General features: G+C 63.7%; 23 protein-coding genes. 17 read left to right on the forward strand and 6 right to left on the reverse strand.

What is annotated here, in order from left to right:
• The 6 genes from FHW94_RS21175 to FHW94_RS21200 all read left to right on the forward strand — a co-directional run bounded on the left by FHW94_RS21175 (position 1) and on the right by FHW94_RS21200 (position 4,486).
• Positions 1 to 756, forward strand: coding sequence for a carboxymuconolactone decarboxylase family protein (locus FHW94_RS21175; protein ID WP_210425801.1), 756 nt, complete (start codon positions 1 to 3; stop codon positions 754 to 756).
• Entirely contained in the window at positions 753 to 1,460 is a 708-nt protein-coding gene (locus FHW94_RS21180; protein ID WP_246866324.1) for a dienelactone hydrolase family protein, read from the forward strand. The genes FHW94_RS21175 and FHW94_RS21180 overlap by 4 nt, the downstream gene beginning before the upstream one ends.
• 25 nt (positions 1,461 to 1,485) lie before the next feature.
• Positions 1,486 to 2,313 (forward strand): SDR family oxidoreductase, encoded by an 828-nt coding sequence (locus FHW94_RS21185; protein WP_168557831.1) that lies wholly within the window; start codon positions 1,486 to 1,488, stop codon positions 2,311 to 2,313.
• Between the two features lie 12 nt (positions 2,314 to 2,325).
• A complete protein-coding gene (locus FHW94_RS21190) occupies positions 2,326 to 2,880 on the forward strand; it encodes a carboxymuconolactone decarboxylase family protein (protein WP_168557832.1) in 555 nt (184 codons plus the stop codon).
• A 71-nt stretch (positions 2,881 to 2,951) separates the two neighbouring features.
• Complete coding sequence (locus tag FHW94_RS21195) at positions 2,952 to 3,806, forward strand: fumarylacetoacetate hydrolase family protein (protein ID WP_168557833.1); 855 nt, start codon at positions 2,952 to 2,954, stop codon at positions 3,804 to 3,806.
• A gap of 2 nt (positions 3,807 to 3,808) precedes the next feature.
• Positions 3,809 to 4,486, forward strand: a complete 678-nt coding sequence (locus FHW94_RS21200) for a dienelactone hydrolase family protein (protein ID WP_168557834.1) — start codon at positions 3,809 to 3,811, stop codon at positions 4,484 to 4,486.
• Here the strand turns inward: FHW94_RS21200 and FHW94_RS21205 are convergent.
• The 4 genes from FHW94_RS21205 to FHW94_RS21220 form a co-directional block, all read right to left on the reverse strand.
• Positions 4,483 to 5,352 carry an SMP-30/gluconolactonase/LRE family protein gene (locus FHW94_RS21205; protein ID WP_168557835.1) on the reverse strand — a complete coding sequence of 290 codons (870 nt, stop codon included), beginning with the start codon at positions 5,350 to 5,352 and terminating at the stop codon, positions 4,483 to 4,485. The genes FHW94_RS21200 and FHW94_RS21205 overlap by 4 nt on opposite strands.
• Before the next feature lie 3 nt (positions 5,353 to 5,355).
• Positions 5,356 to 6,834, reverse strand: coding sequence for a bifunctional 3-(3-hydroxy-phenyl)propionate/3-hydroxycinnamic acid hydroxylase (locus tag FHW94_RS21210; RefSeq protein WP_168557836.1), 1,479 nt, complete (start codon positions 6,832 to 6,834; stop codon positions 5,356 to 5,358).
• 21 nt (positions 6,835 to 6,855) lie between these two features.
• Positions 6,856 to 7,377: a VOC family protein gene (locus FHW94_RS21215; RefSeq protein WP_168557837.1), complete on the reverse strand. Its 522-nt coding sequence runs from the start codon at positions 7,375 to 7,377 to the stop codon at positions 6,856 to 6,858.
• A gap of 136 nt (positions 7,378 to 7,513) precedes the next feature.
• Complete coding sequence (locus FHW94_RS21220) at positions 7,514 to 8,293, reverse strand: helix-turn-helix domain-containing protein (RefSeq protein ID WP_168557838.1); 780 nt, start codon at positions 8,291 to 8,293, stop codon at positions 7,514 to 7,516.
• Positions 8,294 to 8,479: 186 nt separating this feature from the next.
• On the opposite strand from FHW94_RS21220, the gene FHW94_RS21225 reads away from it, so the two are divergent.
• The 8 genes from FHW94_RS21225 (at position 8,480) to FHW94_RS21260 (ending at position 17,155) form a co-directional block, all read left to right on the forward strand.
• Positions 8,480 to 9,214, forward strand: a complete 735-nt coding sequence (locus tag FHW94_RS21225) for an arylmalonate decarboxylase (RefSeq protein WP_168557839.1) — start codon at positions 8,480 to 8,482, stop codon at positions 9,212 to 9,214.
• A gap of 51 nt (positions 9,215 to 9,265) precedes the next feature.
• Positions 9,266 to 10,417: a thiolase domain-containing protein gene (locus FHW94_RS21230; protein ID WP_168557840.1), complete on the forward strand. Its 1,152-nt coding sequence runs from the start codon at positions 9,266 to 9,268 to the stop codon at positions 10,415 to 10,417.
• The gene (locus FHW94_RS21235) at positions 10,414 to 10,845 is read left to right on the forward strand and encodes a Zn-ribbon domain-containing OB-fold protein (RefSeq protein ID WP_246866325.1); all 432 of its coding nucleotides are present in this window, start codon (positions 10,414 to 10,416) and stop codon (positions 10,843 to 10,845) included. The genes FHW94_RS21230 and FHW94_RS21235 overlap by 4 nt, the downstream gene beginning before the upstream one ends.
• A complete protein-coding gene (locus tag FHW94_RS21240) occupies positions 10,845 to 12,239 on the forward strand; it encodes a 3-oxoacid CoA-transferase subunit A (protein WP_168557841.1) in 1,395 nt (464 codons plus the stop codon). The genes FHW94_RS21235 and FHW94_RS21240 overlap by 1 nt, the downstream gene beginning before the upstream one ends.
• 34 nt (positions 12,240 to 12,273) lie before the next feature.
• The gene (locus tag FHW94_RS21245; RefSeq protein ID WP_168557842.1) at positions 12,274 to 12,696 is read left to right on the forward strand and encodes an SRPBCC family protein; all 423 of its coding nucleotides are present in this window, start codon (positions 12,274 to 12,276) and stop codon (positions 12,694 to 12,696) included.
• A gap of 171 nt (positions 12,697 to 12,867) precedes the next feature.
• A complete protein-coding gene (locus tag FHW94_RS21250) occupies positions 12,868 to 13,854 on the forward strand; it encodes a helix-turn-helix domain-containing protein (RefSeq protein ID WP_168557843.1) in 987 nt (328 codons plus the stop codon).
• Positions 13,855 to 13,895: 41 nt separating this feature from the next.
• Positions 13,896 to 14,531, forward strand: a complete 636-nt coding sequence (locus tag FHW94_RS21255; RefSeq protein ID WP_168557844.1) for an NAD(P)-binding domain-containing protein — start codon at positions 13,896 to 13,898, stop codon at positions 14,529 to 14,531.
• Between the two features lie 329 nt (positions 14,532 to 14,860).
• On the forward strand, positions 14,861 to 17,155 hold the full coding sequence (locus FHW94_RS21260) for a TonB-dependent receptor (RefSeq protein ID WP_168557845.1): 2,295 nt from the start codon (positions 14,861 to 14,863) through the stop codon (positions 17,153 to 17,155).
• A gap of 60 nt (positions 17,156 to 17,215) precedes the next feature.
• On the opposite strand, the gene FHW94_RS21265 is transcribed toward FHW94_RS21260, so the two are convergent.
• Positions 17,216 to 17,776: a carboxymuconolactone decarboxylase family protein gene (locus FHW94_RS21265; protein WP_210425802.1), complete on the reverse strand. Its 561-nt coding sequence runs from the start codon at positions 17,774 to 17,776 to the stop codon at positions 17,216 to 17,218.
• Positions 17,777 to 17,952: 176 nt separating this feature from the next.
• Here FHW94_RS21265 and FHW94_RS21270 point away from each other — a divergent pair, with 176 nt between their 5' ends.
• The 3 genes from FHW94_RS21270 to FHW94_RS21280 all read left to right on the forward strand — a co-directional run bounded on the left by FHW94_RS21270 (position 17,953) and on the right by FHW94_RS21280 (position 23,420).
• Positions 17,953 to 19,221 carry an acyl-CoA dehydrogenase family protein gene (locus FHW94_RS21270; RefSeq protein ID WP_349237581.1) on the forward strand — a complete coding sequence of 423 codons (1,269 nt, stop codon included), beginning with the start codon at positions 17,953 to 17,955 and terminating at the stop codon, positions 19,219 to 19,221.
• Positions 19,218 to 20,483 carry an MFS transporter gene (locus tag FHW94_RS21275; protein WP_168557847.1) on the forward strand — a complete coding sequence of 422 codons (1,266 nt, stop codon included), beginning with the start codon at positions 19,218 to 19,220 and terminating at the stop codon, positions 20,481 to 20,483. The genes FHW94_RS21270 and FHW94_RS21275 overlap by 4 nt, the downstream gene beginning before the upstream one ends.
• Before the next feature lie 498 nt (positions 20,484 to 20,981).
• Positions 20,982 to 23,420: a TonB-dependent receptor gene (locus tag FHW94_RS21280; protein WP_168557848.1), complete on the forward strand. Its 2,439-nt coding sequence runs from the start codon at positions 20,982 to 20,984 to the stop codon at positions 23,418 to 23,420.
• A 151-nt stretch (positions 23,421 to 23,571) separates the two neighbouring features.
• Here the strand turns inward: FHW94_RS21280 and FHW94_RS21285 are convergent, their stop codons facing one another.
• Positions 23,572 to 24,537, reverse strand: a complete 966-nt coding sequence (locus tag FHW94_RS21285) for an AraC family transcriptional regulator (protein WP_168557849.1) — start codon at positions 24,535 to 24,537, stop codon at positions 23,572 to 23,574.
• Positions 24,538 to 24,591 lie beyond the last annotated feature (54 nt).

Below are 24,591 nucleotides of genomic sequence, written 5' to 3' on the forward strand. Positions count from 1 at the left end.
ATGGTTGACCAAAGCAAGCTGGACCAGGCGCTCGACCCTGCGGTTGTGCGCGAAGAGTTCAAGCGCAGGAGAGGGCACTGGAACGATGACTGGGAGGCCATGCTGGCCTATTCGCCAGCCTATGTTGCCGCCTATCTGGATTTCTCGGCCTATGTGGCGGACAGGGGCACGCTCAGCGCGAAATTTCGCGAGCTGATCTATGTGGCGACCAACTGCACGCCCACGCACATGTTCGCCAAGGGCTTTCGCAACCATGCGCGCCAGGCGCTGGCGCTGGGTGCGACGCGGGATGAATTGATGGCGGTCGTCGCCACGGTCAGCGCGATGGGGTTTTCGTCCTATGTGATGACCGCGCAGGTCGTGGCCGAGGCACTGCCCAGCGCTCGGTCAGCGCCGGCCGATGCGCAGGTATGGGCCGATCACGCCGCCTTGTTCGGCGATGTTCGGGACGAATTTGCCGCCGGCATCCGGCTCGATCCCGACTTTCATGGCCGCTGGCTGGCATTCGCCACGGCACCCTTGCGTGGCGCGGCGGGCCTGTCGGCCAAGGAGATGCACCTCATCGCGCTGGCGGTCCACGCGCAGTGCACGCAGCTCAACGCCGCCGGCGTGCGCCAGCACGCGCATGCCGCGCTGGCCCACGGCGCAAGCCATGACGAAGTGCTGGACGTGGCGCGTCTGGTATCGAGTATGGGCATCCACGCGATGGTCTTTGCGCTGCCCCTGATCAACGAACTGAGCGGAGAGCAGCCATGAATCTGGGCCGCGCAATTGACTATCCCGCCGGTTCCGTCACCGCGCGTGGCTATCTGGCACTGCCGGCCGATGGCAAGGCCAAGGGCGGCGTGCTGGTCGTGCACGAGGCGCCCGGCGTTGGCCCGCATGTTCGCGCCCGCGCTGAAGCCCTGGCCGGGCTGGGCTATGCCGCGCTCGCTGCAGATCTGCACGGCGAAGGGCGGCTTGCCGCCAGCCCGCCAGAGGCGCGCGCCTGGGTGGACGCGCTGAAATCCGATCCCGACGAATTGATCGCCCGCATGAACGGTGCGCTCGACGCGCTGGTGCGCCACGGCCATGTCAGCAACGGCAATCTGGCCTTGGCGGGTTATTGCTTTGGCGGCTGGTGTGCGCTGGAACTGGCGCGCAGCGGCGCGCCCGTGCGCAGCACCAGCGTGTTTCACGGGGCGCTGGCAAGCGCGCGCGATGCCACGGCCATTCGCGGATCGGTGCTGGTCTGCAGCGGTGACGCCGATCCCTTTGTTCCGGCGGCGCAGATTGCCCATTTCACCGACGAGATGCGGGCGGCCGGCATCGATTGCCAAGTGAGCCTCTACTGTGGGGTGGCCCACGGTTTTACCGACCGCGACGTGCCGGCAATGCCGGGGTTTGGCTATTCGCCCAAGGCCGACCAGCGCGCGTGGCAAACCTTCTTGAACCTGCTGGCAGAGCACTCGGCCGACTGACGTGTCGGCGCAAAGGAACGAGCACATGAAAGATTTTGTCGACAAGGCTGTCCTGATCACCGGTGCTGCCAACGGAATCGGCCTGAGCACGGCGCGCCGGCTGGCCGGTTTGGGCGCGCGCATCGTCATTGCCGATCTCGACCGGGCCGGTGCAGAAGCAGCGGCGGCGAGCCTGGCCAACGGCGCCAAGGGCTATGGCTGCGATGTCAGCAACGATGCTGACGTTGCGGCGCTGCGCGAGGCGGTGGTGGGTAAATTCGGCGGGCTGGACCTGCTGATCAACAACGCTGCCAAGCCGCCGGTGACGGGCTCGGTCCTCTCTACCGAGTTGGAGGAATGGCGGCAGGCGCTCGATGTCAACGTCCTGGGCTATGTCCGCATGATCCGTGCCTTCCTGCCCGGCATGCTGGCGCGCCGCAGCGGCCATATCGTCAACACCTCTTCGGGGCTGGCGCTGCTGCCCGATCCGCCGATCCGCTTCATGGGGCCCTATATCGCCTCCAAGGGCGCGCAGCTGGCGATGAGCTATGCCTTTGCCCATGCGCTCGCGGGCACGGGCGTTTCGCTGTCGGTGTTCTGCCCGGGTATTACCGCCACGTCGGCCAAGCCCGGCGGCCCGCCGCCGGCTATCCCTGGTGCGCCCAAGCCAGAGGATTTCCGCATCGGGGTGCCCGAGCGGCGCACGGTGCGGGTCAGCGCCGATTATGCGTCGGGCGTTTTCGTCGATGGCCTGATCCGCGGTGATTTCCTCGTCTGCTCGCAGGAGGGCTACCTGCCGGATCTCGTCGATTTCGCCGCCGGCAATCTCGATCCCTTCGCGATCGTGCGCCAGGCGCAGGCCGAAGCGGCCTGAACGGGGGGCGACATGGGACGTTTGCGCTATCTCGACAACGCCGATCTGGGGCCTGACCATCAGGAAATCCCGCGGATGAAGTCGAACATCACCCGCGCCGTGGCACATAGCCCTGATCTGGCCCGCCTGGTGGCCGGGCGGGGCATGTATTTCCGGCATAAGAGCAAGCTCGAACCGCGCCTGCGCGAGTTGGCGATCCTGCAAGTTGGCTGGTCCACCCGCTCGGCCTATGAATGGGCGCATCATGTCGATGTGGCGCTCTCGTTCGGGGTGAGCGAGGCGGACATCCACGCCATCGGCCAGGTGGCGCGCGGCGAGGCAACGCATCTCGATCCGCTCGCGCTGGCGGTGCTGGAGGCGGCGCGCAGCCTGACCGAAGACATTGCGCTGGCGCAGGGCGTGTTCGATGCGCTCGCGGCCGCGCTCAGCGCCGACCAGCTTGTCGATCTGCTTGTGGCGATCGGTGAATACAACGGGCTGGTGCGCGTGATGGCCGCGATCGAGATCGATCTTGAGCCCGAGTACGAGGCGTTTCTGGCCCGCTTTCCCTTGCCCGACGCAGCGTGAGCGCAAGGCCTTCGGCCATTGCCGAGCCCTGCCGGCGAAACTGACAAGAAATTGAAAAAAGGAATGAAAAGATGAAACTTCTCAGCTTTACCAAGGATGGGCGCGAAAGCTTCGGCGCGGTTGTCGGGGACAAGGTCGTCGATCTGGGCCGCAAGTTTGCCGGCCGCTATGCCGATATCGTCAGCGTGCTCAAGGCGGATGCGCTGGGCGAGGTGGAAGGCGCCTTGGCGGGCGAGGCGGGCGACTATGCGCTGGCTGACGTCGAAATCCTGCCGGTGATCCCCAATCCGCCCAAGATCATCTGCATCGGCGTGAACTATGACTCGCACCGCACCGAAATCGGCCGCGATCCCAGCGCCCGCCCGATGGTCTTTGCGCGTTTCCCCGCCAGCCAGGCCGGCCACCTGGAGCCGCTGCTGCTGCCCCCCGAAAGCCCGACTTTCGATTACGAGGGCGAAATCGCCGTGATCATCGGCAAGGGTGGCCGGCGCATTTCCGAGGAGGACTGCTGGGAGCACATCGCCGGCTATGCGCCCTACAACGATGCCACGATCCGCGACTGGCAGCGCCACACCGCGCAGTGGGGGCCGGGCAAGAACTGGTACAAGACCGGCGGCTTCGGCCCCTGGATGGCCACCCGCGGCGAGATCGCCGATGGCCAGACGCTGCACCTCAAGACCCGGCTTAACGGGCTGGAAGTGCAGAATGCCACCAGCGACGAGATGATCTTCTCGATCCCCTACCTCATCGCCTATTGCTCCACCTATATCCCGCTTGAGCCCGGCGACGTGATCGTGACCGGCACGCCCGGTGGCGTGGGCGTCCGTCGCGAACCCAAGCTGTTCATGAAGGACGGTGACCTGGTCGAGGTGGAAATCACCGAGGTTGGCGTGCTGCAGAACCCGATCAAGGCCGAACAGGCCTGATCATGGTGGCAGAGGCCGAGCCGGTCATCGACCGGACCACCTTGACCTCGGCCTATGATGGCTTTCGCTTGAGCGCGTGGCACCTTGCCGCGCGCTCAACGCGTCGTGGGGGTGTTGTCGTCCTCCACGAGGTTTTCGGCCTGACACCGCATATGGCCGATGTGATGCAAAGATTGGCGGCACAAGGCTATGACGTGGTTGCGCCCTCGCTGTTCGACCGCATCGAGCCCGGCTTTTTGCGCAGCAACGCGCAAGAAGGCATCGCGGCCGCGCGTGCCACGCCCAATGCGCAGGCGCTGGGCGATATGCACGCGGCCTTTGCCAGGCTGGGAGAAGGGCCGCACTTTGCCGTGGGCTTCTGCTTTGGCGGGGTAATGGCGTGGATCGCCGCGCAGCATCTCGATGGCCTTGCCGGTGCCGTGAGCTTTTACGGGCGACGGATCATCGAAGAGTTGCAGGCGCCGCTGCAATGCCCGGTGCAGATGCATTACGGCGATCGCGACGGCAGCATTCCGCTGTCCGATGTCGCCCAGGTCGCCGCGCGCTATCCTGCCGCCGCGATCCATGTCTATCCGGCCGGCCATGCCTTTTGCCGCGAAGGCGGGAGCAATTTCGATCCGGCCGCACGCGATCTGGCGTTTCAACGCACGCTGGCCTTCATGGCAGGCCTTGCGCGCTAAAGGTGGTGCCACATGGGGGCCCCGGCCACCGAGCTGCGGAACGTGACGAGATGATCGGCGCGGATCGAGCCCACGAACACGGTTCGTCGGTCCGCACCGCCAAAGGCGATGCTGGCAGGGAAATCCACCACCGCGCCTGCCGGATCTTCAAACAGGCATTGGGCCCGCCCATCGGGGGTGATGCGATGGATGCCGTTGCGGGTAACTTCGCTAACCCATAGGCCGCCTTGCGCGTCGAAGGCGAGCCCGTCGACGATCGCGCCATCGAACAGCCGTTCCGGCCCAAAGGTTTCGGCCGTGCCCAGTGTGCCCTCTGGCCCCACCGCCATGCGCAGCACTCTGCCCATCCGGCTTTCCGCCAGATAGGCAAAGCGCATGGCCGGATCGAACCGGATCTCATTGGCAAAGCACAGGCCGCCTGCAGCCAGATGGGCCACCCCGTCTTCCACTTTCAGCACATAGCCATCGGGAATGGGCTGTTCGATCGCGCGCGAGCGCGGTTCGACGCGGGTTGAAATGGTCACCCACAGCCGGCCGTGCGGGTCGAAATGGACGAAGTTCACCGCGCCCAGGGGCTGGCCTTTGAACCGGTCGATCACGCATCGCGTCGTGCCATCGGGCGCAAGCGCGTGCACTGTGCCGCTGTCGATGCCAGCCAGATAGAGCGTGCCGTCGCGATCGAGCGCCACGCCATTGGTGGCTCCGCCCGGGCAGGGGCGATGGTGCCAGGCGCCATCTGCGGCGCAGACGCTGACGCCGCCGCGGCTGTCCGAAACGATGACGCTGCCGTCTTGGGCAACCACCACGCATTCCGGCCGCTGCAGATCGCGTCCCATGCGGCCCAGCGGGGTGAGCGTGACGGCCATGGTTCAGTTGGCGGCAAGCGGCAGGGCGGCGACCAGATCATCGAGTTCGGCGGGCGTTGCAGCGGTGCCGAAGATATAGTGGTCTGGCCGGATGATCACGGCGTCCGTGCCCAGTTGATCGAGATATGCATCGCATTCGCCCTCCACCGTCACGGCGCGGGCCCTTTGCAGCCGGACCTGGCTGGCTGGGGCAAGCTGCGCCACCGTCCCGGCCCTAGCGATCACCGCGACATGGAGGCCGACGCGATCGTCCAGCAAGCGACCATCCGGCAGGCGCGGCTGTGCCGCAAGCGTGCCGGCGACGGGATCGTGCTGCTGCCCCCACAGGCTGCCGCCCAGCCTTGGCCGGATCGGGGTGAGTACCTGGGGCTGGTCGAGCAGCAAGGCGTCGCGCCGGCGCGCCTTGTCGGGGTCGGTTTCCTGGATGATGTCGCCGATGCGGTTGGCCTCGGCGATGTATTGGCTGACGTGCGGGGCCAGTTCCTGCTGATAGCTGTCGAGCAGGTCAGGGCTGGCGCGGCCGTCGAGCGCCCAGTCGATCTTCCAGGCTATATTGATGATGTCGCGCAGGCCCGAACACAGGCCCTGTCCCAAAAACGGCGGCGTCTGGTGCGCGGCATCGCCGGCAACCAGGATGCGCCCGTTGCGCCAGCGCGACGCGATCGCCGAACCGAATGTATAGACCACCGCGCGTTCCAGCACGGTGTGTTCGGGGGTGATCCACCGTTTCAACAAGGCGTAGACGCGCTCGGGCTCGGCAAAGGTGGCGGGATCGTCGCCGGGCATGAGCATCACTTCCCAGCGTCGCCGCAGGCCGGCGCCCTCGATATAGGTAAAGGGGCGGGCCGGATCGCAATATTGCACCGTGCCTTCCGGCAATTCGGGCGCGCCGGGCTGCATGATGAAATCGGCCACCAGCCATTGCTGCGAAGGGGCCAGCACCTTCAGTTCGGCGCCGATCAGGCCGCGCACCGTGGAATTCGCGCCATCGCAGCCGACCACGAAGCGTGCGGCGAATTCCGTCGTTTCGCCCCGGTCGTTCCGCGCGGTGATCGCGACGCGTTCGGCATCCTGTGCCAGGGCGGTGACGCGCAAGCCACGATGCACCGTCACCAGCGAAGACCTAGCGAGGCGCGCCTGCAGCGCATTTTCCAGATCGGGCTGGTGGAACCGGTTGCTGTCGCGCCAGCCGTGCGTGCCAGGTGCGATCGAGCGAGGCCAGTCGATCAGCATTTCCCCTTGCGCGTTTTCGAAACGCATCCGCGCGTAGATGCCCAGCTTTGGGGCCAGCGCTTCGCCGATGCCGGTTGCCTGCAGGATGCGCATCGCCTCACCATCGATGTGGGTGGCGCGCGGCAGCGGATAGGAACTGGGGAACTGTTCGATCACCAGCACTCGGCGCCCTTGCCGCTCCAGCAGGTTGGCAAGACTGGCGCCTGACGGCCCATAGCCGATGATCGCTACGTCGAATATCTGGGTCATGATCTGGTCCGCGGCGCCGTGTCAGAGCGCGCGGATGGTGCGCGCGGTCATGTCGCTCCAATCGGCCATCGGCTTGAAGCCGGGCGCAGCGCGGCAAAGCGCTTCGGTCTCCGCATAGATGTCTTCTTCGCTGTCGAGCAGGTCGATCGGCGTGCGATAGGGCTGGGTGATGTACCAGGGCGTGTCGGTATAGGCTTCCACCCGGTTGCCTTCGGGATCGGCGAAATAGACCGACCAGGCGATGCCGTGGGTCAGCGGTTCGAGCTTGGCCACGTTGTTGTCGACCAGATAGCGGTACACGCGTCGCAGCTCGCCCAGCGTCTTGAGGCGGAACGAAAGCTGGTTGATCAGATGCTGCTCCCCATCCGGGCGCCCGGTTACCAGCACGAGTTGGTGATGCGAGGTGCGGTCGGCCGTGAGGAAGACGATCGAGCGCGCGTCGCTGCGGGCGATGTCGGTGACGGCAAAGCCGAATGCGCCCTGGTAGAAGGCCAGCATCCGATCAAAGTCCTTCACATACAGACCGATATGTCCAATTTCCATCGCTGCACCATCCCGCTTGACCTGGGCGTCGCCCTACCGGCGCGCCCTTGTTGCCGCGGACGGTAGGGGGATGGTGCGCGGCGCGGAACCGACTTGCCTTGGGCGTCCGCCCTGCGAACGGGGCCCAGGCGCGCCGCTAGCCCAAAGTGTCGAAGTTGTAGCTGGTCAGCCTTTCCTCGATCTCGGCCTTGGCGTTGAGCAGCGCGGCGAGAAACTTGTCGATCCCATCGGACAGCCGCACGGCGCGCGAGATCCAGGCGATGTCGATGCAGGCCAGGACGCGGCCGTGAAACTGGATCGGCACCGCGATCGAGGTGGCATGCGGATAGGAAAAACGCTGTTCCACCGCATAGCCCTTTTCGCGAATGGCCTGCAGCATCGGCCGGGTGTGCTCACCCACTTTCGCTTCGGGATCGACGCTGTCGCCGAACTGTTCGAGATGCGACAGGATCTGCTCGGCTTCCTGCGGCGGGCAGAATGCCAGATAAGTCCGGCCTACCGCGCTGGTCAGCATCGAGCGTTGCTGGTCGTTGAATTCCTGCACATCGATGCGGAACGGGTTCTGCAGGTGGGTCGAATCGCGCTGGACCATGGCATAGTCCTCAAAGGTCGCGATCTCGCAGGTCCAGATCACTTCCTTCTGCAGCTTGATCAGGGTGGGCAGCGCCGCCCAATGCGCCCACGCCTTGGCGGTCAGGCCGTTCTCCAGCGTGCGGGTGGCTACCGTGGGGCGATAGATCTTGGCATCGTCCACGCTGATCAGGCCATCGTCGACCAGGGTTCCCAGGATGCGATAGACGGTGGGGCGCGATAGCTGGAGTTCGTCGGCAATGGCCTGGCAGGTGGTGCCGCCGGTCTCGCTGATGATTCTAAGTGCATTGAGCCCACGGGACAGTGCGCGAATGGTGTCGTTCATGGCGTGCCTGACTGTTGAATTGCCCCTCGTGCAAGGCGTTTATCGAACTCCGCGTCGTGACGCCAGAAATGCAGGTACACCAGACGGACCCTTGGCCACTATGGTTGGTCAGCCAAACCCAGACAGCGCATTGATGCCCTGGAGAGCAAAATCGCCTCGGGCAATTTTCAAGCTGGAATGCGGTCGATGTCACTGGAAGATCCTGCGCGCGGCAAGGGCTATGGATGGCGGCTGCGCCTTGGCATGCTGCTGCCGTCCAGCAATCCGGTGGCAGAGCCCGAACTGATCCGCTTTCTGCCCGAAGGCGTCTCGCTGCACACCACCCGGCTCAAGCTGGCCGGGAGCACCCGCGACGATCTCCTGGGCATGACCGATGGCGTGGAGCAGGCGGTCGCGCTGCTGGTCGATGCCGGTGTCGATCGCATCGTGTTCAACTGCACGGCGGTGTCCACGTTCGATCCCGCGATGGGCGAGACATTGCGCCAGCGGATGGAAGTGACCAGCGGCAAGCCTGCCACCAGTACATCGGACGCGATCACCGCGGCCCTGGCCGAACTGGCGCCGCGCCGCATTGCGCTGGTCACCCCGTATATCGATCCCGTGGTCAAGCGCGAAATCGCGTTTCTCGAACACTATGGCTATGAAGTGGTGGTCGATTTCGGGCTCGGGCTGGGCGAGGGCAAGGCCATGTCCGCGATCGAGCCGGGCGAGTGGTATCGCCATGCCATGGCGACCGCCGGCAGTGGGGCGGACCTCGTGTTCCTGAGCTGCACCGCGATCCGCGCCTTCGATGTGATTGCCGATCTGGAGCGCGATCTGGGCCTGCCGGTGATCAGCAGCAACCAGGCGATGCTGTGGTGGTGTTTGCGGCAGGCGGGCCTGCGCGACCGCATTCCCGCGCTTGGCAGGCTGCTGGCCTGACCAGACCAAAATCAAAAAATACTGGGGACGATCAAGGATGGAAGCCGACCAATGAGCATCAGGGGACAGGCGCATATCGTCGGTGCCTTTGAGCATCCGCTGCGCGATCTGCCGCAGCATTCCGTGCAGCAAATCCATGCCGAATGCGCGATGGGCGCACTGGCCGATGCCGGGCTGTCGATCCGCGATGTCGATGGCTATTTCTCGACCGGGCAACTCGGCTTCGGCGGCGTTTCGCTGACTGAATATCTTGGCCTGCGGCCCAGCTGTGTCGATGCCACTTTCGTTGGCGGTTCGTCCTATATTTCGCATGTCGGCCATGCGGCGGCGGCCATTGCCGCGGGCAAGTGCAAGATTGCCCTGATCACCCAGGGCGCGAAAGTGCGCGGCGTGATCCGCGGCGCCAAGCACACCGCCGATACGCCCGAATTCCCGTTCGAAACCGTCTATGGTGAAACCAACGCGGGCATATATGCGCTGGCTGCGCGGCGGCACATGCACGAATACGGCACCACGCCCGCGCAACTGGCCGCGGTCAAGGTGGCGGCCGCTGCCTATGCGCAGCACAATCCCCATGCGCTTTTGCGCAAGCTGGTGACCATCGAAGACGTGGTCAATTCGCCGATGATCGCCGATCCATTGCACCGGCTCGATTGCTGCGTGGTGACCGATGGCGGCGGCGCCATCGTGGTCGTCGCCCCTGAAATCGCGCGCGATCTCAAGCGGCGGTCGGTCAAGGTCCTGGGCCATGCCGAAGCGATCAAGCACAGCGGCGGCCGGCCCAACGATTTCACCAGCACGGGCGCCACCCAATCGGCGCCGCGCGCGCTGGCCGAAGCCGGGATCAGCCTGGCCGACATCGACTATGCCTCGATCTACGATTCCTTCACGATCACCGTGATCATGACGCTGGAGGATTTCGGCTTCTGCAAAAAGGGGCAGGGCGGGGCGTTCGTCGCCGATGGCGCGCTGGCGCTGGATGGCGCGATCCCCGTCAACACCGATGGCGGCGGCCTGTGCAACAACCATCCGGGCTATCAGGGCGGCTTGGTCAAAGTGATCGAAGCCGTGCGCCAGTTGCGCGGAGAGGCCAATGCCAACACGCAGGTGCGCGATTGCCGCATCGCGGTGGCCCACGGCACGGGCGGCGGCATGTCGCGTCAGGCCAGCGTCACGCTTGTGCTGGGCCGGGAGGACGCATGATGAGCAACAGCCCACTGCCCACGCCCGCCCCGTTCGTCTCGCCCGAAACCGAACCTTACTGGTCGGGCGCCAAGGCCGGCAAGCTGGTGCTGCCGCACTGCCGCGCGTGTGACCACACCATCTGGTATCCCAAGGCCTTTTGCGGCGAATGCGGCGCGTTCGATGTCGAATGGCGCGAGGCGTCAGGCCTGGGCACGCTCTACAGCTTCACCCAGGTGTTCCGCGGCGAAGGCCCCTATCGCGAGTGTGCCAGCTTTGTCCTGGCGCTGGTCGATCTGGACGAGGGCGCCCGGGTGCTGACCAATATCGTTGATGCTGATCCCGCCGGCCTTGCCGTCGGCCAACGCCTGCGCGCCGTGTTTCACGATGCCGGCGAGGCCGCTGCGCTGGTGCGATTTACCCCCATTCCAACATCGAGCGACACGTGATGCAGAAGATATTTGACGATTGCGCCGCGGCGCTGGCCGATGTTGCCGATGGCGCTTCGGTGGCCATCGCCGGGTTCGGGGTGGGGCATTCCTATCCCAACAGCCTTGTTCTGGCGCTGCGCGAACAGGGCGCAAAGGGCCTCAAGATCGTGGCCAACTCGCTGGGCGCGGGGGAGGATTTCCGCCCTCACATCCTGGTGAAGAACGATCAGGTGAAAAGCGTGGTGCTCTCGTTCTCGGCGCGGCCGGGTCTGCCATCGCCCGAACAGGCGAAGATCGAGGCGGGCGAGATCGATCTGGAGCTGGTGCCACAGGGCATCCTGGTCGATCGGCTGCGTGCGGCCGGTGCCGGGCTGGCTGCCTTCTACAGCCCCGTCACCGTGGGCACGCCGTTGCAGCAAGGCAAGGAAGTGCGCAATTTCAACGGCCGCGATTTCGTGCTCGAACATGCGCTGCCGGTCGATGTCGCGCTGATCCGTGGCTATCGCGCCGATCGGTTCGGCAATGTCGAATTTCGCGGTAGCAGCGCGCATTTCCACGCCAGCTTTGCCAAGGCGGCGCAAATGGCGGTGGTCGAGGTGGAGGAGATCGTCGAGCCCGGCGTGATCCCGCCAGAGCGGATTGGCCTGCCCGGCATTTTCGTGTCGCGGGTGGTGCGCACCACCGAGCGCTATCCCGCACCCAAGCGAGGGATGGGGCGCCGCGGCGCGGACACCAACCGCGAATACTTCGGCAAGCCCGCGCTTAGCCGCTCGGCGATGGCACGGCAGGTGGCGGCGATGCTGCCCGAAGACGCCTATGTCAATCTCGGCTCTGGCCTGCCGACGCTGGTGGCGGGCCATGCACAGGGCAAGTCCTTCATCCTGCACGCTGAGAATGGCGCGCTGGGTTATGACCTGATCGAAGACCCCGACCTGATCGATGTCGATTTCTTCGATGCCGCGGGCAATTTCATCAAGCTGCGCCCCGGCGGCGCGGTGTTCGACAGCGTGGTTTCGTTCGAAGTCGCGCGCTCGGGCAAGCTGTCGGCCATCGTGCTGGGCGCCTACCAGGTCAGCGAGCGCGGAGACCTGGCGAACTATGGGCTGCCCGGCCAGGTTGGGGGCGGCATTGGCGGCGCGATGGACCTTGCCGCCTCGGGCAGCCGCGTCATCGTGTTGATGGAGCACAGCGACAGCAAGGGGCGGCCCAAGCTGGTGTCCGAGTGCACTTATCCGCTGACGGCGCCGGGCTGCGTGAACGTCGTGGTGACCGATCTGGCCATCATGGAAATGCGCGAAGGCACTTTCACCGTGACCGCTATCGTCGAGGGCTTCTCCAAGGAAGAGATCGCCGCATTGACGCCGATGGCACTCGCATTTTCCGAAGAAATTGCATCCATTCCCGTGAGTTAAGCGCGCCATTATAATAAGCAGGAGGATATTCGCTATGAAAGTTTCCCAAACAGTCACGCTCAACGCTTCGGCCGACGAGGTCTGGAACTACGTGCGCGATTTCTACAACTTTGCCGAATGGCAGCCGCACATCACGTCGATCGAGCGCGGGGTTAACCCCGGTGAGCGCAAGGTGCTGATGAAGCGCGGCAACACCGTGCTCGACCGCATCCACACCCTCGACGATGCCGAAAAGGTGCTGGCCTACGAAATGGTCCCCAACCAGGACCTCCCCCCCGGCGTGCCGCGTCTGGAAGGGTTCCTCGCCAAGTTCCACGTGACTGCCGAGGGCGACAAGGCGCAGGTCGCCTACAGCATCGAAGTGGAAATCCCCGAACCGATGCGTGAAATGGCCGAAAAGGGTATCGGCGCCGATATCTCCGGCGCGCTTGATGGACTCAAGGCCAAGTTCGGCTGAGCCCGCATCGTCCGGCTTGAAAATCGCGTCGCCTCAAAGGCGGCGCGATTTTGCGTTTCCGGCCTGTCGCCAGGCCGGCCTGCTGCGTTGGTCCGCCTGGTGTACATTTTCGGGATTTGCCGCAGCGGCAAAAATATACATATTTATCAATAGTATAATTGATGTTTTCCGGTGAGATCAGCCGTCCGGGGCTGGGCGCGGGGGCCAACAGCCTGCTTTGCGGCCCCCGCCCGACGTAGTATCGTCGCTGGCATAGAAACAAAAATATTTGGGAGATTGCCGGTGACCTACAGGCGCATCCGCTCGCTTCAGCGCGGCATCGATGTTCTGCGCTTCCTCAATTCCGTCAAAGGCGCCCAGCCGACCGACATTTGCAAAGAATTGAAACTGCCTCGCCCCACTGTCCATCGCATCCTTGAAACGCTCGAGGAGATGAAATTGGTTCATCGTGGCTACAACGCCCGCGAATTTCGCCTGACCGGCGGGGTGCAGCGGCTGGCACGGGCCAAGGGCGTGCACGAAGAACTGCGGCAGGCGGCTTGGCCGGTCATGCATGAATTGACCGCGCGCTATCTGTGGCCGTGCGACCTGGCGGTGTTCCAGGACAACGCGATGCTGATTATCGAATCCACCCATCGGCTTAGCCCGTTCTCGTCGGACATCGGCATGGTCGGGCGGCAGCGCTTGATGCTGCTCAGCCCGCTTGGCCGCGCGTTTCTGAGCCATTGCGATGCCCCGCAGCGCGCGCTGATCCTGGAAGCGTTGGCCGCACAGAGGCTGCCCGACGATGGGTTGATGGCCGATCGCGAGGCGATCGATCGCATCGTCGAGCAAGGGCGTCGTGACGGTTTCAGCATGTGTCCCGAACTGCCGCATACGCGCTGCGCCAGCATTGCCGTGCCCATCCGGGCCGGGGGCGAGGTCGTGGCGGCGATGAACCTGGTCTGGGACCTCAAGGAAATGCCGTTCGATCAGGCCCGTGAACAGCTGGGCCCGCCCTTGCTTGCCGGGCGCGACCGGATCGAGCGGCACCTTGCGGATCTCGTCGCCGATGCCCTGTCGGCGCTTGGGGGGGAGCAGGCGATCCCGGTTCATGATGCGGCCTATGCCGCGCTGCCTTTGGCGCAAGACGGGCTTGCCGTCGAATTTGCGGAATAACCACCCGATCCACCTTTCCTTTCTGCAGTTGGAGTGTTGCCTTGAGTACGATTGGTTTTCTCGGAGCCGGGCGCCTTGCCCAGATGCTCGCCCCCAAAGCGGCCAAGGCCGGCTGGGATGTCATCCTGTCAAACTCGCGCGGGCCCGAGAGCCTTGCCGAACTGGTGGCCAAGATCGAAGGCAACGTGTCGGCAGCCACGCCGGCAGACATGGTCAAGGCGGCCGACGTCGTGATCCTGGCCATTCGATGGCCGCAGATCGAAAGTGCGGTCAAGGATATCGACTGGACCGGCAAAGTGGTGATCGACGCCACCAACAACCGCCTTGGGCCCAAGCCCGAGGATGTCATCGAAATCGGCGACGTGCTGTCGAGCGATGTGGTTGCGGGGCTTCTGCCCGGTGCCCGGCTGGTCAAGGCGTTCAACCACGAGCCCATTCCGGTCTATGACCAGACGCTGCCGCCGGCGGGCGAAGAGAATGTGTTGTTCCTGGCCGGTAGCGACAGCGAGGCCAATGCCCTGGTCGCCAAGCTGATCAAGGACCTTGGGGCAGAGCCGGTCGACCTTGGCGCGATCGACGAAGGTGGCAGGCTCATCGCCATGGGCGGGCCGCTCGCCAACAAGTTCAAGCTGTTTACCAAGGCGGGCGCCGAAGCGGCCATTGCTGCTGCACGCTAAGCCAATGCGCGGCGCGTTTCGTGGGGGAGAGTCTCCTCTCGAAACGCGCCGTTCCTTTATCCGGCAAAGTCACGCAGACCGGCGGCGCGAAACGCTTTCGCAATCCGCGCCTGCGCCACGCTTCCCCGCAATCCATCCCGCTGCGGCGCGGTATGCGCCCGTTTTCCGGCATTTCTGACCCCGCGGTCCCGTCCCAATCCACGACACCAAGCGGACGCGCCAAGGCTGGGCGTTGCGCAAACCCCCGGTAAAAGTCTGGATGGGGAGCAGGCCACACAATATGGCAAAAGGGGAGGAAAATGAAAAAGTCTCTACTTGGGCGTCCGCACTTGGCAGCATCTTGCGTCAGTCTGGTCGCTCTTGTGTCCTATGCATCGCCAGTTCTGGCGCAGGCGCAGGACACGCCGGCCAAATCCGCTCCGCAGGCTCCCGAAATCATCGTGACGGCGCAGTATCGTTCGCAAGCGCTTCAGACCATCCCGCTTGCCGTGACCGCCGTTTCGTCCGAACAGATGAAGCAGCGCAACCAGTTGAATCTGGTGGACCTTGCCGCTTCGGCGCCGAGCGTGACCATTCAGCAGGGCAATTCGGGCTATGGCGCCACGCCATCGGTGGCGATCCGCGGCATCGGCGCCAACGACTACAATTTCGCGCTTGAGCCGGCCGTCGGCATCTATGTCGATGATGTCTATCAGCCCACGCTGTTCGGTTCGGCGCTCGATCTCATGGATCTGCAGCGGGTCGAGATCCTGCGCGGGCCCCAAGGCACGCTGGCGGGCCGCAACTCGATCGGTGGCACGGTCAAGCTCGTGTCGAGCCCGGTGACGAACGAGTTGGGCGGTTCGCTGACGGCGGCCTATGGCAGCGCCAACAAGGCGACCATCCGTGGCATCCTCAACCTGCCGCTGACCGATACCCTCGCGGTCCGCGTCTCGGGCTATTTCTCGCGGCAGGACGGCTATGTCGATCGTCTCGACTATGGCTGCCTCCATCCCAATTCCGGCGTGGCGGCACAGACCACTGCGGCGGGTTGCAAGCTCGGTACCGAAGGCGGCACCAAGCATTTCGGCACCCGCGTGGCCTTGCGCTGGACGCCGACCGACCGGCTGGAAGTCAACCTGTCGGGCGATCTCAATTTTGCGCGCGACGAACCGGCTGGCACCATCTTGATCGCGGCGCGCGATACCTATGCCCCGTTTTCCAACAAGACCAATTTCCCGCAATTCGTCACCGGCGGCGGCTTCGTCAACTATTCCACGTATGCTGTGCCCGAGGAAAACTGGAGCCCGGGCGCCTATTCGCGCTCCAACAGCCATGCCGCCTCGCTGAAGGTGGAATACAAGATTTCGGACACCGTCTCGCTGACCTCGATCTCGGCCTATACCGGCTACACCGCCCAGTTCACCAACGACGCCGATGGCGGGCCGCTCAACGCTTCGCTTGAACAGAACGACCTGACGTTCGATGCCTATAGCCAGGAACTGCGCCTGAGCGGCAAGATCGGTGCGTTCGACTGGATCGTTGGCGGCTATTTCTTCAACGGCGATGGCGTGCAGGCGGGCCGTTTCAACCTGGGCTTCACGGGCCCTGCGTTTCTGGTCAACGCCGACACGCAATATACCGACTTCACCCAGGGCGATATCGTGAAGTCCAAGAGCCGCGCCGTGTTCGCGCACACCGACTGGCACCTGGCCGACAGGACGACCCTCACCGTGGGCGCCCGCTACACCCACGAATCCAAGGACTATCATTTCATCCGCGCGGCTGTGACCGTGCCAGAGAGCGACCTCAACGCCTCGGTCAACGGGCTGACGGGCACTTACTCCAAGGGCATTGTCGATTTCCGCGTCAGCCTGGACCAGCGCTGGACGCCCGATGTGATGACTTACGCGACGTTCTCGACCGGTTTCCGCGGAGGCGGCGTGAACCCGCGTCCGTTCGTGCCCTCGCAGATCGCCTCGTTCGGGCCGGAAAAGCTCTACAATTTCGAACTCGGCACCAAATCCTCGCTGTTCGATCGCCGGGTGCAGCTCAATGCTGCGGCATTCTATGACATCTACAATGATTTCCAGCGCACGATCACCAATGGCTATGGCGGTTTTCCCGCTTCGGCGATTCCGCTCAATTCGGGTGACGGACGCCTCTATGGCTTCGAACTGGAACTGAGCGCGCGTGCCACCAACGCTTGGTCGTTCGATGGATCGGCAAGCTACACTCGGTTCAAGACCACGCGGCTCAGCGCCGATGCGCAGGCATCGGGCGTGACCGAGACGATGGACCCGATCTATATGCCCCGGTGGCGCGCCAACTTCGGCACGCAATATGAATTCGATCTGGGCACCGTCGGATCGCTCACACCGCGGATCGATGCGAACTATCAGTCCGATCTGTTCACCAATACGGTGAACGCGGAAGTCAACCGGCTGAAGGGGCGCACCATTTTCAATGCGCACCTGACGTGGAAATCTGCCGACAAGCTGTGGCGCGCGGCGCTGGATGTCAGCAACCTGACCGACAAGTACTACTATCTCAACATCGACGATACGCTTCAGGGCAAGGGCACGGTGCGGGCAACGCCCGCGCGCCCGCGCCAGTTCGTGCTGACGGTCGAACGCAAGTTCTGAACGCCATGGGTGCAGTGCCGCCCGCAGGACGTTCTGTCCTGCGGGCGGCTTGCCGTCGTGTCAGGAAAAGGCGGATGGGTTGGGCGGCGACGGGTTGCGCGCCACGTTCATTACCATCGCCAACATCGCATAATAGCCACAGATCGCGCAGAGCTCGACCACGCCTGCAGGGGCCAGAAGCGCTTGGGCGCGGGTGAACGTCTCGTCGTCCACCTGGCCGGTCGCGTGCAACTGGCGCGTGAAATCGAGCACGGTGCATTCGTCGGGCGCCAGGTCTTGCGGAACGTCGCCGGCGGCGATCGCCGCGATCGCTGCCTCGGCAAGCCCCGCATCGCGTGCAAGCGGAGCATGCACCTGCCATTCGTAGTCCTGTCGCCAATGCCGGGCGGTGGCAATGATCGCCAGTTCGCGCAGCCGGGCCGGGATCGTGCTCTCGAACCGCAAGTAAGCCCCCAGCGCCTGGGCTGGTCCAAATACCCCGGTGCTGTGCAGCAATACGGCAAACGGGCCGCGCACGGCCTGGCGCGGGCCGGCGGCCAGCGCGTCTGCCGCCGCTCTCTGGTCGGCCGTCATCGCCTCGGGCGTGACGGCAGCGATCCGCGGGGCATTTTCGAAGTCCATGTTTACACTCCCATTTCTTGGCAATTCTGTCATCCGGCAAGTCTTGCCGGGTAACAAGGCGGCGTTTTGCTTTGCCCGGCTGATGTACTCGTGGCGGACGAAGACGGGCGGCAACTTGTCCGCTGAACCCATGCGCAGCAAGGTCGATGGCATCAGTTCGCAGGAGTAACGAAGCTGTGCCGAAACCCATTCATGCCGTGATCGAAAGGCAGACCAGTCTGCCTCAACCCGAACCGGGGCTGACACCTGACGAAGTCATCCGGCGCGCGGCGGCGCTGCGTCCGCTGCTGCTCGAAGACCAGGCCAACAGCGAAAAGCGGGGCTGCTGCTCGGTGGAAATGCACGAGCGTTTCCGCAAGGCCGGCTTCTACCGCATCCTGCAGCCGAAAATGTACGGCGGCTATGAATTCGACCTCACCGTCTTTGCCCGCGTGATCATGGAAGTCGGGCGCGGCTGCCCGGGCACGGCCTGGGGGCTGAGCCTGGCGTCAGGGCATGCGCTCAACGTCGCGGCGGTGTTTCCCAAGGACGCGCAGGACGCGATCTTTGGCGAAACCGGCGAATTCTGTGCGCCGGCGCGTGCCGTGCCCAGCGGTACGGCCACCGAAACCGACGATGGCTGGATCATCGATGGCTTGTGGGACTATTGCTCGGGCTCGCCACACAGCAACTATGCCATTTTCGGCGTGCGCATTGCCGGCGGAGATCCAGCCGGCCCGCCGCAGATCGGTATCGCGATCGTCCCGCGCGCGAACTGGGAACTGCTCGACAACTGGCGCGGCTTCATTGGCCTGCATGCAAGCGGATCGAACAGCATCCGGATCAACAAGGTCCTGATCCCCAAGAATTTCCTGGTCCGGCAGAATCTGTTCGATCTGGATATTACCGGCGGGACGGTGGGGTATCACCTTCACGGCAACCCGATGTATTCGGGCCGCATGTTCGGCTTTTTCCAGACCGAGATCTCGTCCATTCTGGTGGGTGCGGGCTTTGCCGCGCTCGATGAATTCGAGCGCATCGCGCGTGACAAGATGGCCGGGCCGAGCACGCCGATCGTCAGCGCTGGGTTGCAGGATCTGACGCGGCCCTATGGTATCGCGCTGGGTCTGCTGGAAGCGGCCCGCAATGCGGTGCTGGCGGGCGCGCAGTCCTATCTCGATTACTGCGCTGCCGGGATCAAGGACCCGGCCGCCTATACCGCACTCGACGACATGCGGATCCAGGCCGGCATGCAGCACGCCGCGCGCCTCGCCGGCGAAGCGATCGACCTGCTCTACACCTCGGTCGGCACCAGCGCGGCGGCCAAGGATGGCACGCGCCTCCAGCGCTATTTCCGCGACATGTCGATGGCGCGCACCAATCCGGGGCTGGCCGTGGAACGGGCTGCCGTTCAACTGGCGGGTCGTTCCATGAAAGAGCGCCTGGCACCTGCCGGTGTGCAGTGAACCTCGAAGCCGGGCAGCAGGGTGAAAAGGCACTGGTCGCGTCTCCGGCGGAGGCGCGACCAGTCGCTTTGGGATTGCTGCAACGCCCGTTCCTGTCGATATGGGCGTTGCGTGGCTTGTCGGTGCTGGGCACCCAACTGATCGCCTTTGCCCTGTCGCTCGAACTGTACCAGACCACCGGCTCGGTGCTCTATCTTGGCCTGCTGGGGTTGATCCAGTTCGTGCCGGGCATCTGCTTTGCATTGCCTGCCGGCCACTTGATCGATCGCTTCCCGCCCGGCCGGGTGGCCGCGATCGCCCAGGTGGTGAATGCTCTGGCGGGGCTCATTCTGCTGGTGCCGACGGTGATGGGTTCGCCCGTCACCGCTGCCGCGCTGTTTGCCGCGGCGTTGATCACCGGTTTTACCCGCGCGTTCGAGCATCCGGTCAATACGGCGCTCATCCCGCTGGTTGTCGCGCCCGAGCATGTCGGCGCGACGGTAGCCTGGACCATGTCGGTGGCCAAAGTCGCCGGATTGGGCGGTCCGCTGCTGGCAGGCGTGTTGTACGCGATCACTCCGCAGCTCAGCTTTGGCGTGGCCGTGGTGCTGTGGCTGGCCGCCGCCGTGGCGGCACTTTCCTTGCCGGCCCCGGCCAGAAGGCCGGCCCATCAGCCGCTCGGGCTCAAGTCCGCCTTCGCCGGATTTGCCGTGATCTGGCGCGATCGCGTTCTGGGCGGCGCGATGGTGCTCGATCTGGTCGCTGTCCTGTTCGGCGGCGCCACGGCGTTGCTGCCGGCTGTCGCGCTCGACCTGTTGCATGTCGACGCCGTTGGCCTGGGCATATTGCGGGCCGCACCGGGCCTGGGCGCTGTTGCCCTGGGCATCTGGCTTGCGCGCCATCCGGTATCGCGGAATTCCGGCAGCGTGCTGATCGGGGCCACGCTGGTGTTCGGCCTCCTGACCTGCGCCTTTGGCCTGTCGCGCAGCTTCGTGCTGAGCAGCCTGTTGCTGGCCGGGATCGGCGCGGCTGACATGGTCAGCATTCACATCCGCAGCGCACTGGTCCAGCTTCGCACCCCGCCAGAACTGCGCGGCCGCGTGGGCGCGGTGAACGGCATCTTCATCAGCAGTTCGAACCAGATCGGCGCGTTTGAATCGGGGGTGACGGCAGATCTGCTGGGGCTGGTTCCGGCGATCGTTCTGGGCGGCGCGGTCACCACGGCTGCGGTGCTGGTGATCGCGGCAAGGTTCGCATCCTTGCGTCAATTGCGCAGCTATTGATCCGATCGGCGATGTGCCCGCGCAGGCATTGCGCCTGCCAAACAACAATCCTGCCCTGACGCACGGCGATCGACGGCGCGCTTCCGCTGCCGGATACCCCCGCGCGGTGATCTGAGCCGCCTAAAAACCTGGGGGCTTTTCACTCGTCGACAAAGGGCGCGATATCGCGACTGCGGTACGCAATCACCCTTTCCTACCGTGGGCCGTACAGTCGTGTTCAGGACATGAGCCAACCCTTGGCGATGATCATCGCCGGCCGCGGCCAGGCGCTCTCCAGTAAATATCGGCGGCAGCGATAGGTGTTATCCGGTCAAGCGACTTTACCGGGCGGATCGCCTGCAGGATATCTGCGCAGACTCAGCGTGGCAAAGATTTATCAAAAATTAAATGGCGCCTCGCCGCGTTTGGGCAATCAAAATGCCTTCTGAATAGAAGTCGAATTCGCATATATAATTATAATATTAGCGGAAAATAAAAATACCATTAGGGAGGATGGCCTTGAAGAAAAACTTCATGATATCGACAATGCTTGTCACGTCGTTCTGCAGCATGCCCTCTGTTGCATGGGCTGACGGCGAGAGCGGATCTGTTGGGCTCCAGGAGATCGTCGTTACTGCGCAGCGCAAGTCTGAATCCGCCCAGAAGGCAGCGGTTCCGATCGACGTCATCTCACAAGCTGCCCTCGCCAATGCCGGCGTTACCAGCGTTAACAACCTCAATACGGTAGCACCCGCTCTGACTGTCGCCCAGGGTGGCGGGTCTACGACCAGCTTCTTCCTGCGTGGCGTGGGTAACTACAACAACAACGGTTACAGCGATTCCGCGGTCGCCTTCAATCTTGACGGCATCTACATCGCCAAGCCGAGCGCGGCGGGATCGTTCTACGATTTGCAACGGGTAGAGGTCCTAAAGGGCCCTCAGGGCACTCTGTATGGGCGCAACGCCACGGGCGGCGCGATCAACGTCATTCCCCAGCATCCGATCATCGGCCAGAATTCGCTCGATCTCACTCTGGGCTATGGCAACTACAACCGGATCGAAGCCGAGGCCGCCGCAAACCTGGCTGTGGGCGACAACTCTGCCTTGCGCGTCTCCGGTCGCATCCAGCGCTCCGACGGCTATAACGCCGATGGTACGGATGACAGCAATGCCAAGGCGGTTCGCGTGCAGTTCCTGACCAAGCCCGCACCGGGCGTGAGCCTGAGACTGTCTGCCGACTACACCAATATTGGCGGGATGGGGGCCGGCCAAGCCTATAATGGGTCATTCCAGTATACCCCCGGCACGCCGCAGACAGCCAGTTCGCCGGCCGACTATTCCTATGTGCCGGTCAATCTGGCGGCGCGGAGCGGGCTGCTGACCACGCAGGCGCGCGACTACTTTTCCAAGCTGGTAATCGGCGGCTCTTTCAACAATCCCGCCCCCTTGGCCACGCCGAAGCTCAATGACAACATCTGGGGTGTTCACGGCGAACTCAACATCGACACCGGCATTGGCCAGATCACGTCGATAACCGCCTATCGCAAGGCGGTGCTGGACGACCTTTACAACGGACCATCGTTCAGCGGCTCCTACGACCAGCAGCACGACACCCAGTTCAGTTCGGAAATCAGGCTGAACGGCAAGCGTATCGGCATTTTCGACTGGCTCGTCGGCGGGTTCTACATGGATGAAAAGCTGTCCGGGAACGCTGTCTACGCGCAATATGTGCTCAGCAGCATTCAGGACTATCGGCAGGATTCCCGGTCGACGGCCACGTTTGGTCGCATTGTCGCCAATCTCACCCCGCGCTTGCGCCTGACAGCCGCAGGCCGCTATACTTGGGATCGAAAGCGTTTTGACGGCACCGCGATTTCTCTGCTGAACATTTGCACCAATGCGCCGCCGCCGAACGGCCCCGGCTGCTTTGGCGGGCCGTCGTTGCCGGTCGGCGACACGCTGGCAAGCATCGCTGCGGCCATTCCCGCCTCGCAACTCCCATTCGGCTTCCCGCCTGCTGCCGGCGCCGCCAATGCCCGGCCGTTCGGCTCGGCTGGCAATATCCTGTTCTATTCGCCCACCGACGTCGACCAGACGCAGAAGAACAGCAAGTTCACCTATCGCCTGGGGGCAGAGGCGGACATCGCGGCGGATTCGCTGGCTTATGTCAGCTACGAAACCGGCTATCGCTCGGGCGGCTTCTCGCTTTCGCTCGGCCACGAATCCTATTTGCCGGAAACCATTCGCGCGTGGACGGTCGGTTTGAAGAACCGGTTTTTCAATCGTCGGCTGCAGGTCAACATCGAACTGTTCGATTGGCGCTATTCCAACCAGCGGATTTCGCACTTCGGCCTGGATAGCAACGGCCAGACAAGCTTCTTTGCTGACAACGCCGGCGCTTCGCACATCCGCGGGGTTGATCTGGACGTGCAGGTGAAGGCGACCGATACCCTGCTCCTGACCGGGACAGTACAATATCTCGACAACAAGCTGACGGAGTTCACCTACTCGACACCCGCCGGCGGTACCAATCTTCCGCCTGTGGTGGGCTGTCCCTACACGCCCGGAACCAATGCCCAGGGCGCGGTCTATCTGGTCAACTGCGCCGGCAAGCCGGGCCTGAACTCGCCCAAGTGGTCGATCAACGGTGGTTTCGAGCAAACCTTCCACCTGGGCGACTACGACTTGGCGCTTTCGGCGCAGGGTCGCTATCGTTCCAATGCCGTGGACGGGTTCGATTACCTGGTCCAGCAAAACACCGGCGCCAATTTCAGTGTGGATGCAGCTATTCGGTTCGGTTCCGCCCAGGGCGCCTGGAACGTGACGTTCTGGGGGCGCAATCTGACCAACACGCTGATTCCGGTTCTCACCACGTATAACAGCTCAGTCGCGGGCGTCCTGACAACCAGCTACGCACCCCCGCGGACGTATGGCGTTCGTTTCTCGGGCAAGTTCTGAAGCCCGATAGCAAAAATTGAAAGCCGCTTTTGCTAATAAACGGGGCGATGGCAGATGCTCAGAGAATGATCGCGTTTTCTAGACCTGTCATGATGGAACGATCATAAATTCGCGGCCTGTGGAGCATATTCACAGGCCGCTTTGCTGTCGGTCATTCTTGTTGTGTCCGGCTTCCCTGCCGACGCATCTCTTGCGGCGACATGCCGAAACGCTGGCGGAAGGCTTTCCTGAACGCGTAATGCGTCGCATAGCCTGCTTCCTCTACCAGCAGCTTGATCCGCTCGCCTGCCAGCAGCCGTTCGCGCGCCCGATCGAGCCTGACCATGCGCAAATACTGGTAAGGCGTCTGGTCAAGCAATTGCTTGAACCTTAAGCAGAATGTGCTGCGCGACATGCCACTGTTCCTCGCCAGCCTGTGCAGTGGCCAATCCTCGTCCGGCCGATCATGCATCACGGCAAGCGCCGCGCCAATTCCAGGATCGACAAGCGCGCGCAGCCATCCCGCGACTTCGTCGGGATGCCGCAGAATGTGCGATCGGACGATCTGCGTAAATACCAGGTCCGCCAATCTGCTCGAAACGACGGCATAGCCACTTTGCTGCTGTTCGGATTCCGCCGACAAAAAGTCCAACGTCATGCGAAGCCAGGGCTCCATGCCCGTTCTTGCTGCGTCTATCTTGATGAAACGGGGCAAGCCCAGCAGCAAAGGGTGCGGGGTGGTCTCGTCGAGTTCAAAAACCAGGGATAGAATGCGGGTGTGCTGTGCACCACCTTCGAGCGTAAGCCAGAGCGGCCGGTTCAGCCAGTCCCCAGGTCGCCATACGTCGCCGCTGTTCTGGCTGACCACCTCGCGTACCGTCAGTTCGCGCAGATGGCCATCTGCGCTGCGCAGCCAATGGCGGTCCCAGCGCGGGAACATCACCAAGTCCCCTTCACGCAACTCAATGGGTTCCATTCCGGGTCGGTCCAGCCAAGCAGACCCTTCCAGAATGTAATGCATGGGCGCACCCGATGGAGCGGATTCGAAATCCACTTTCCAGGGGTTGGCGAAATCGAGCATGGCCAGCAACGAACCACGTAGCCGTTTGTCTGAAAGCGCTCTGCTGAGGCTGTCCATATCGGTGTCCGAAATGCCTTCGGACGAATAGAGCCCAAAAATGGACCCCAGTCC

Origin of the sequence: Novosphingobium sp. SG720, assembly GCF_012275365.1 — a bacterium.
Classification (GTDB): domain Bacteria; phylum Pseudomonadota; class Alphaproteobacteria; order Sphingomonadales; family Sphingomonadaceae; genus Novosphingobium; species Novosphingobium rhizosphaerae.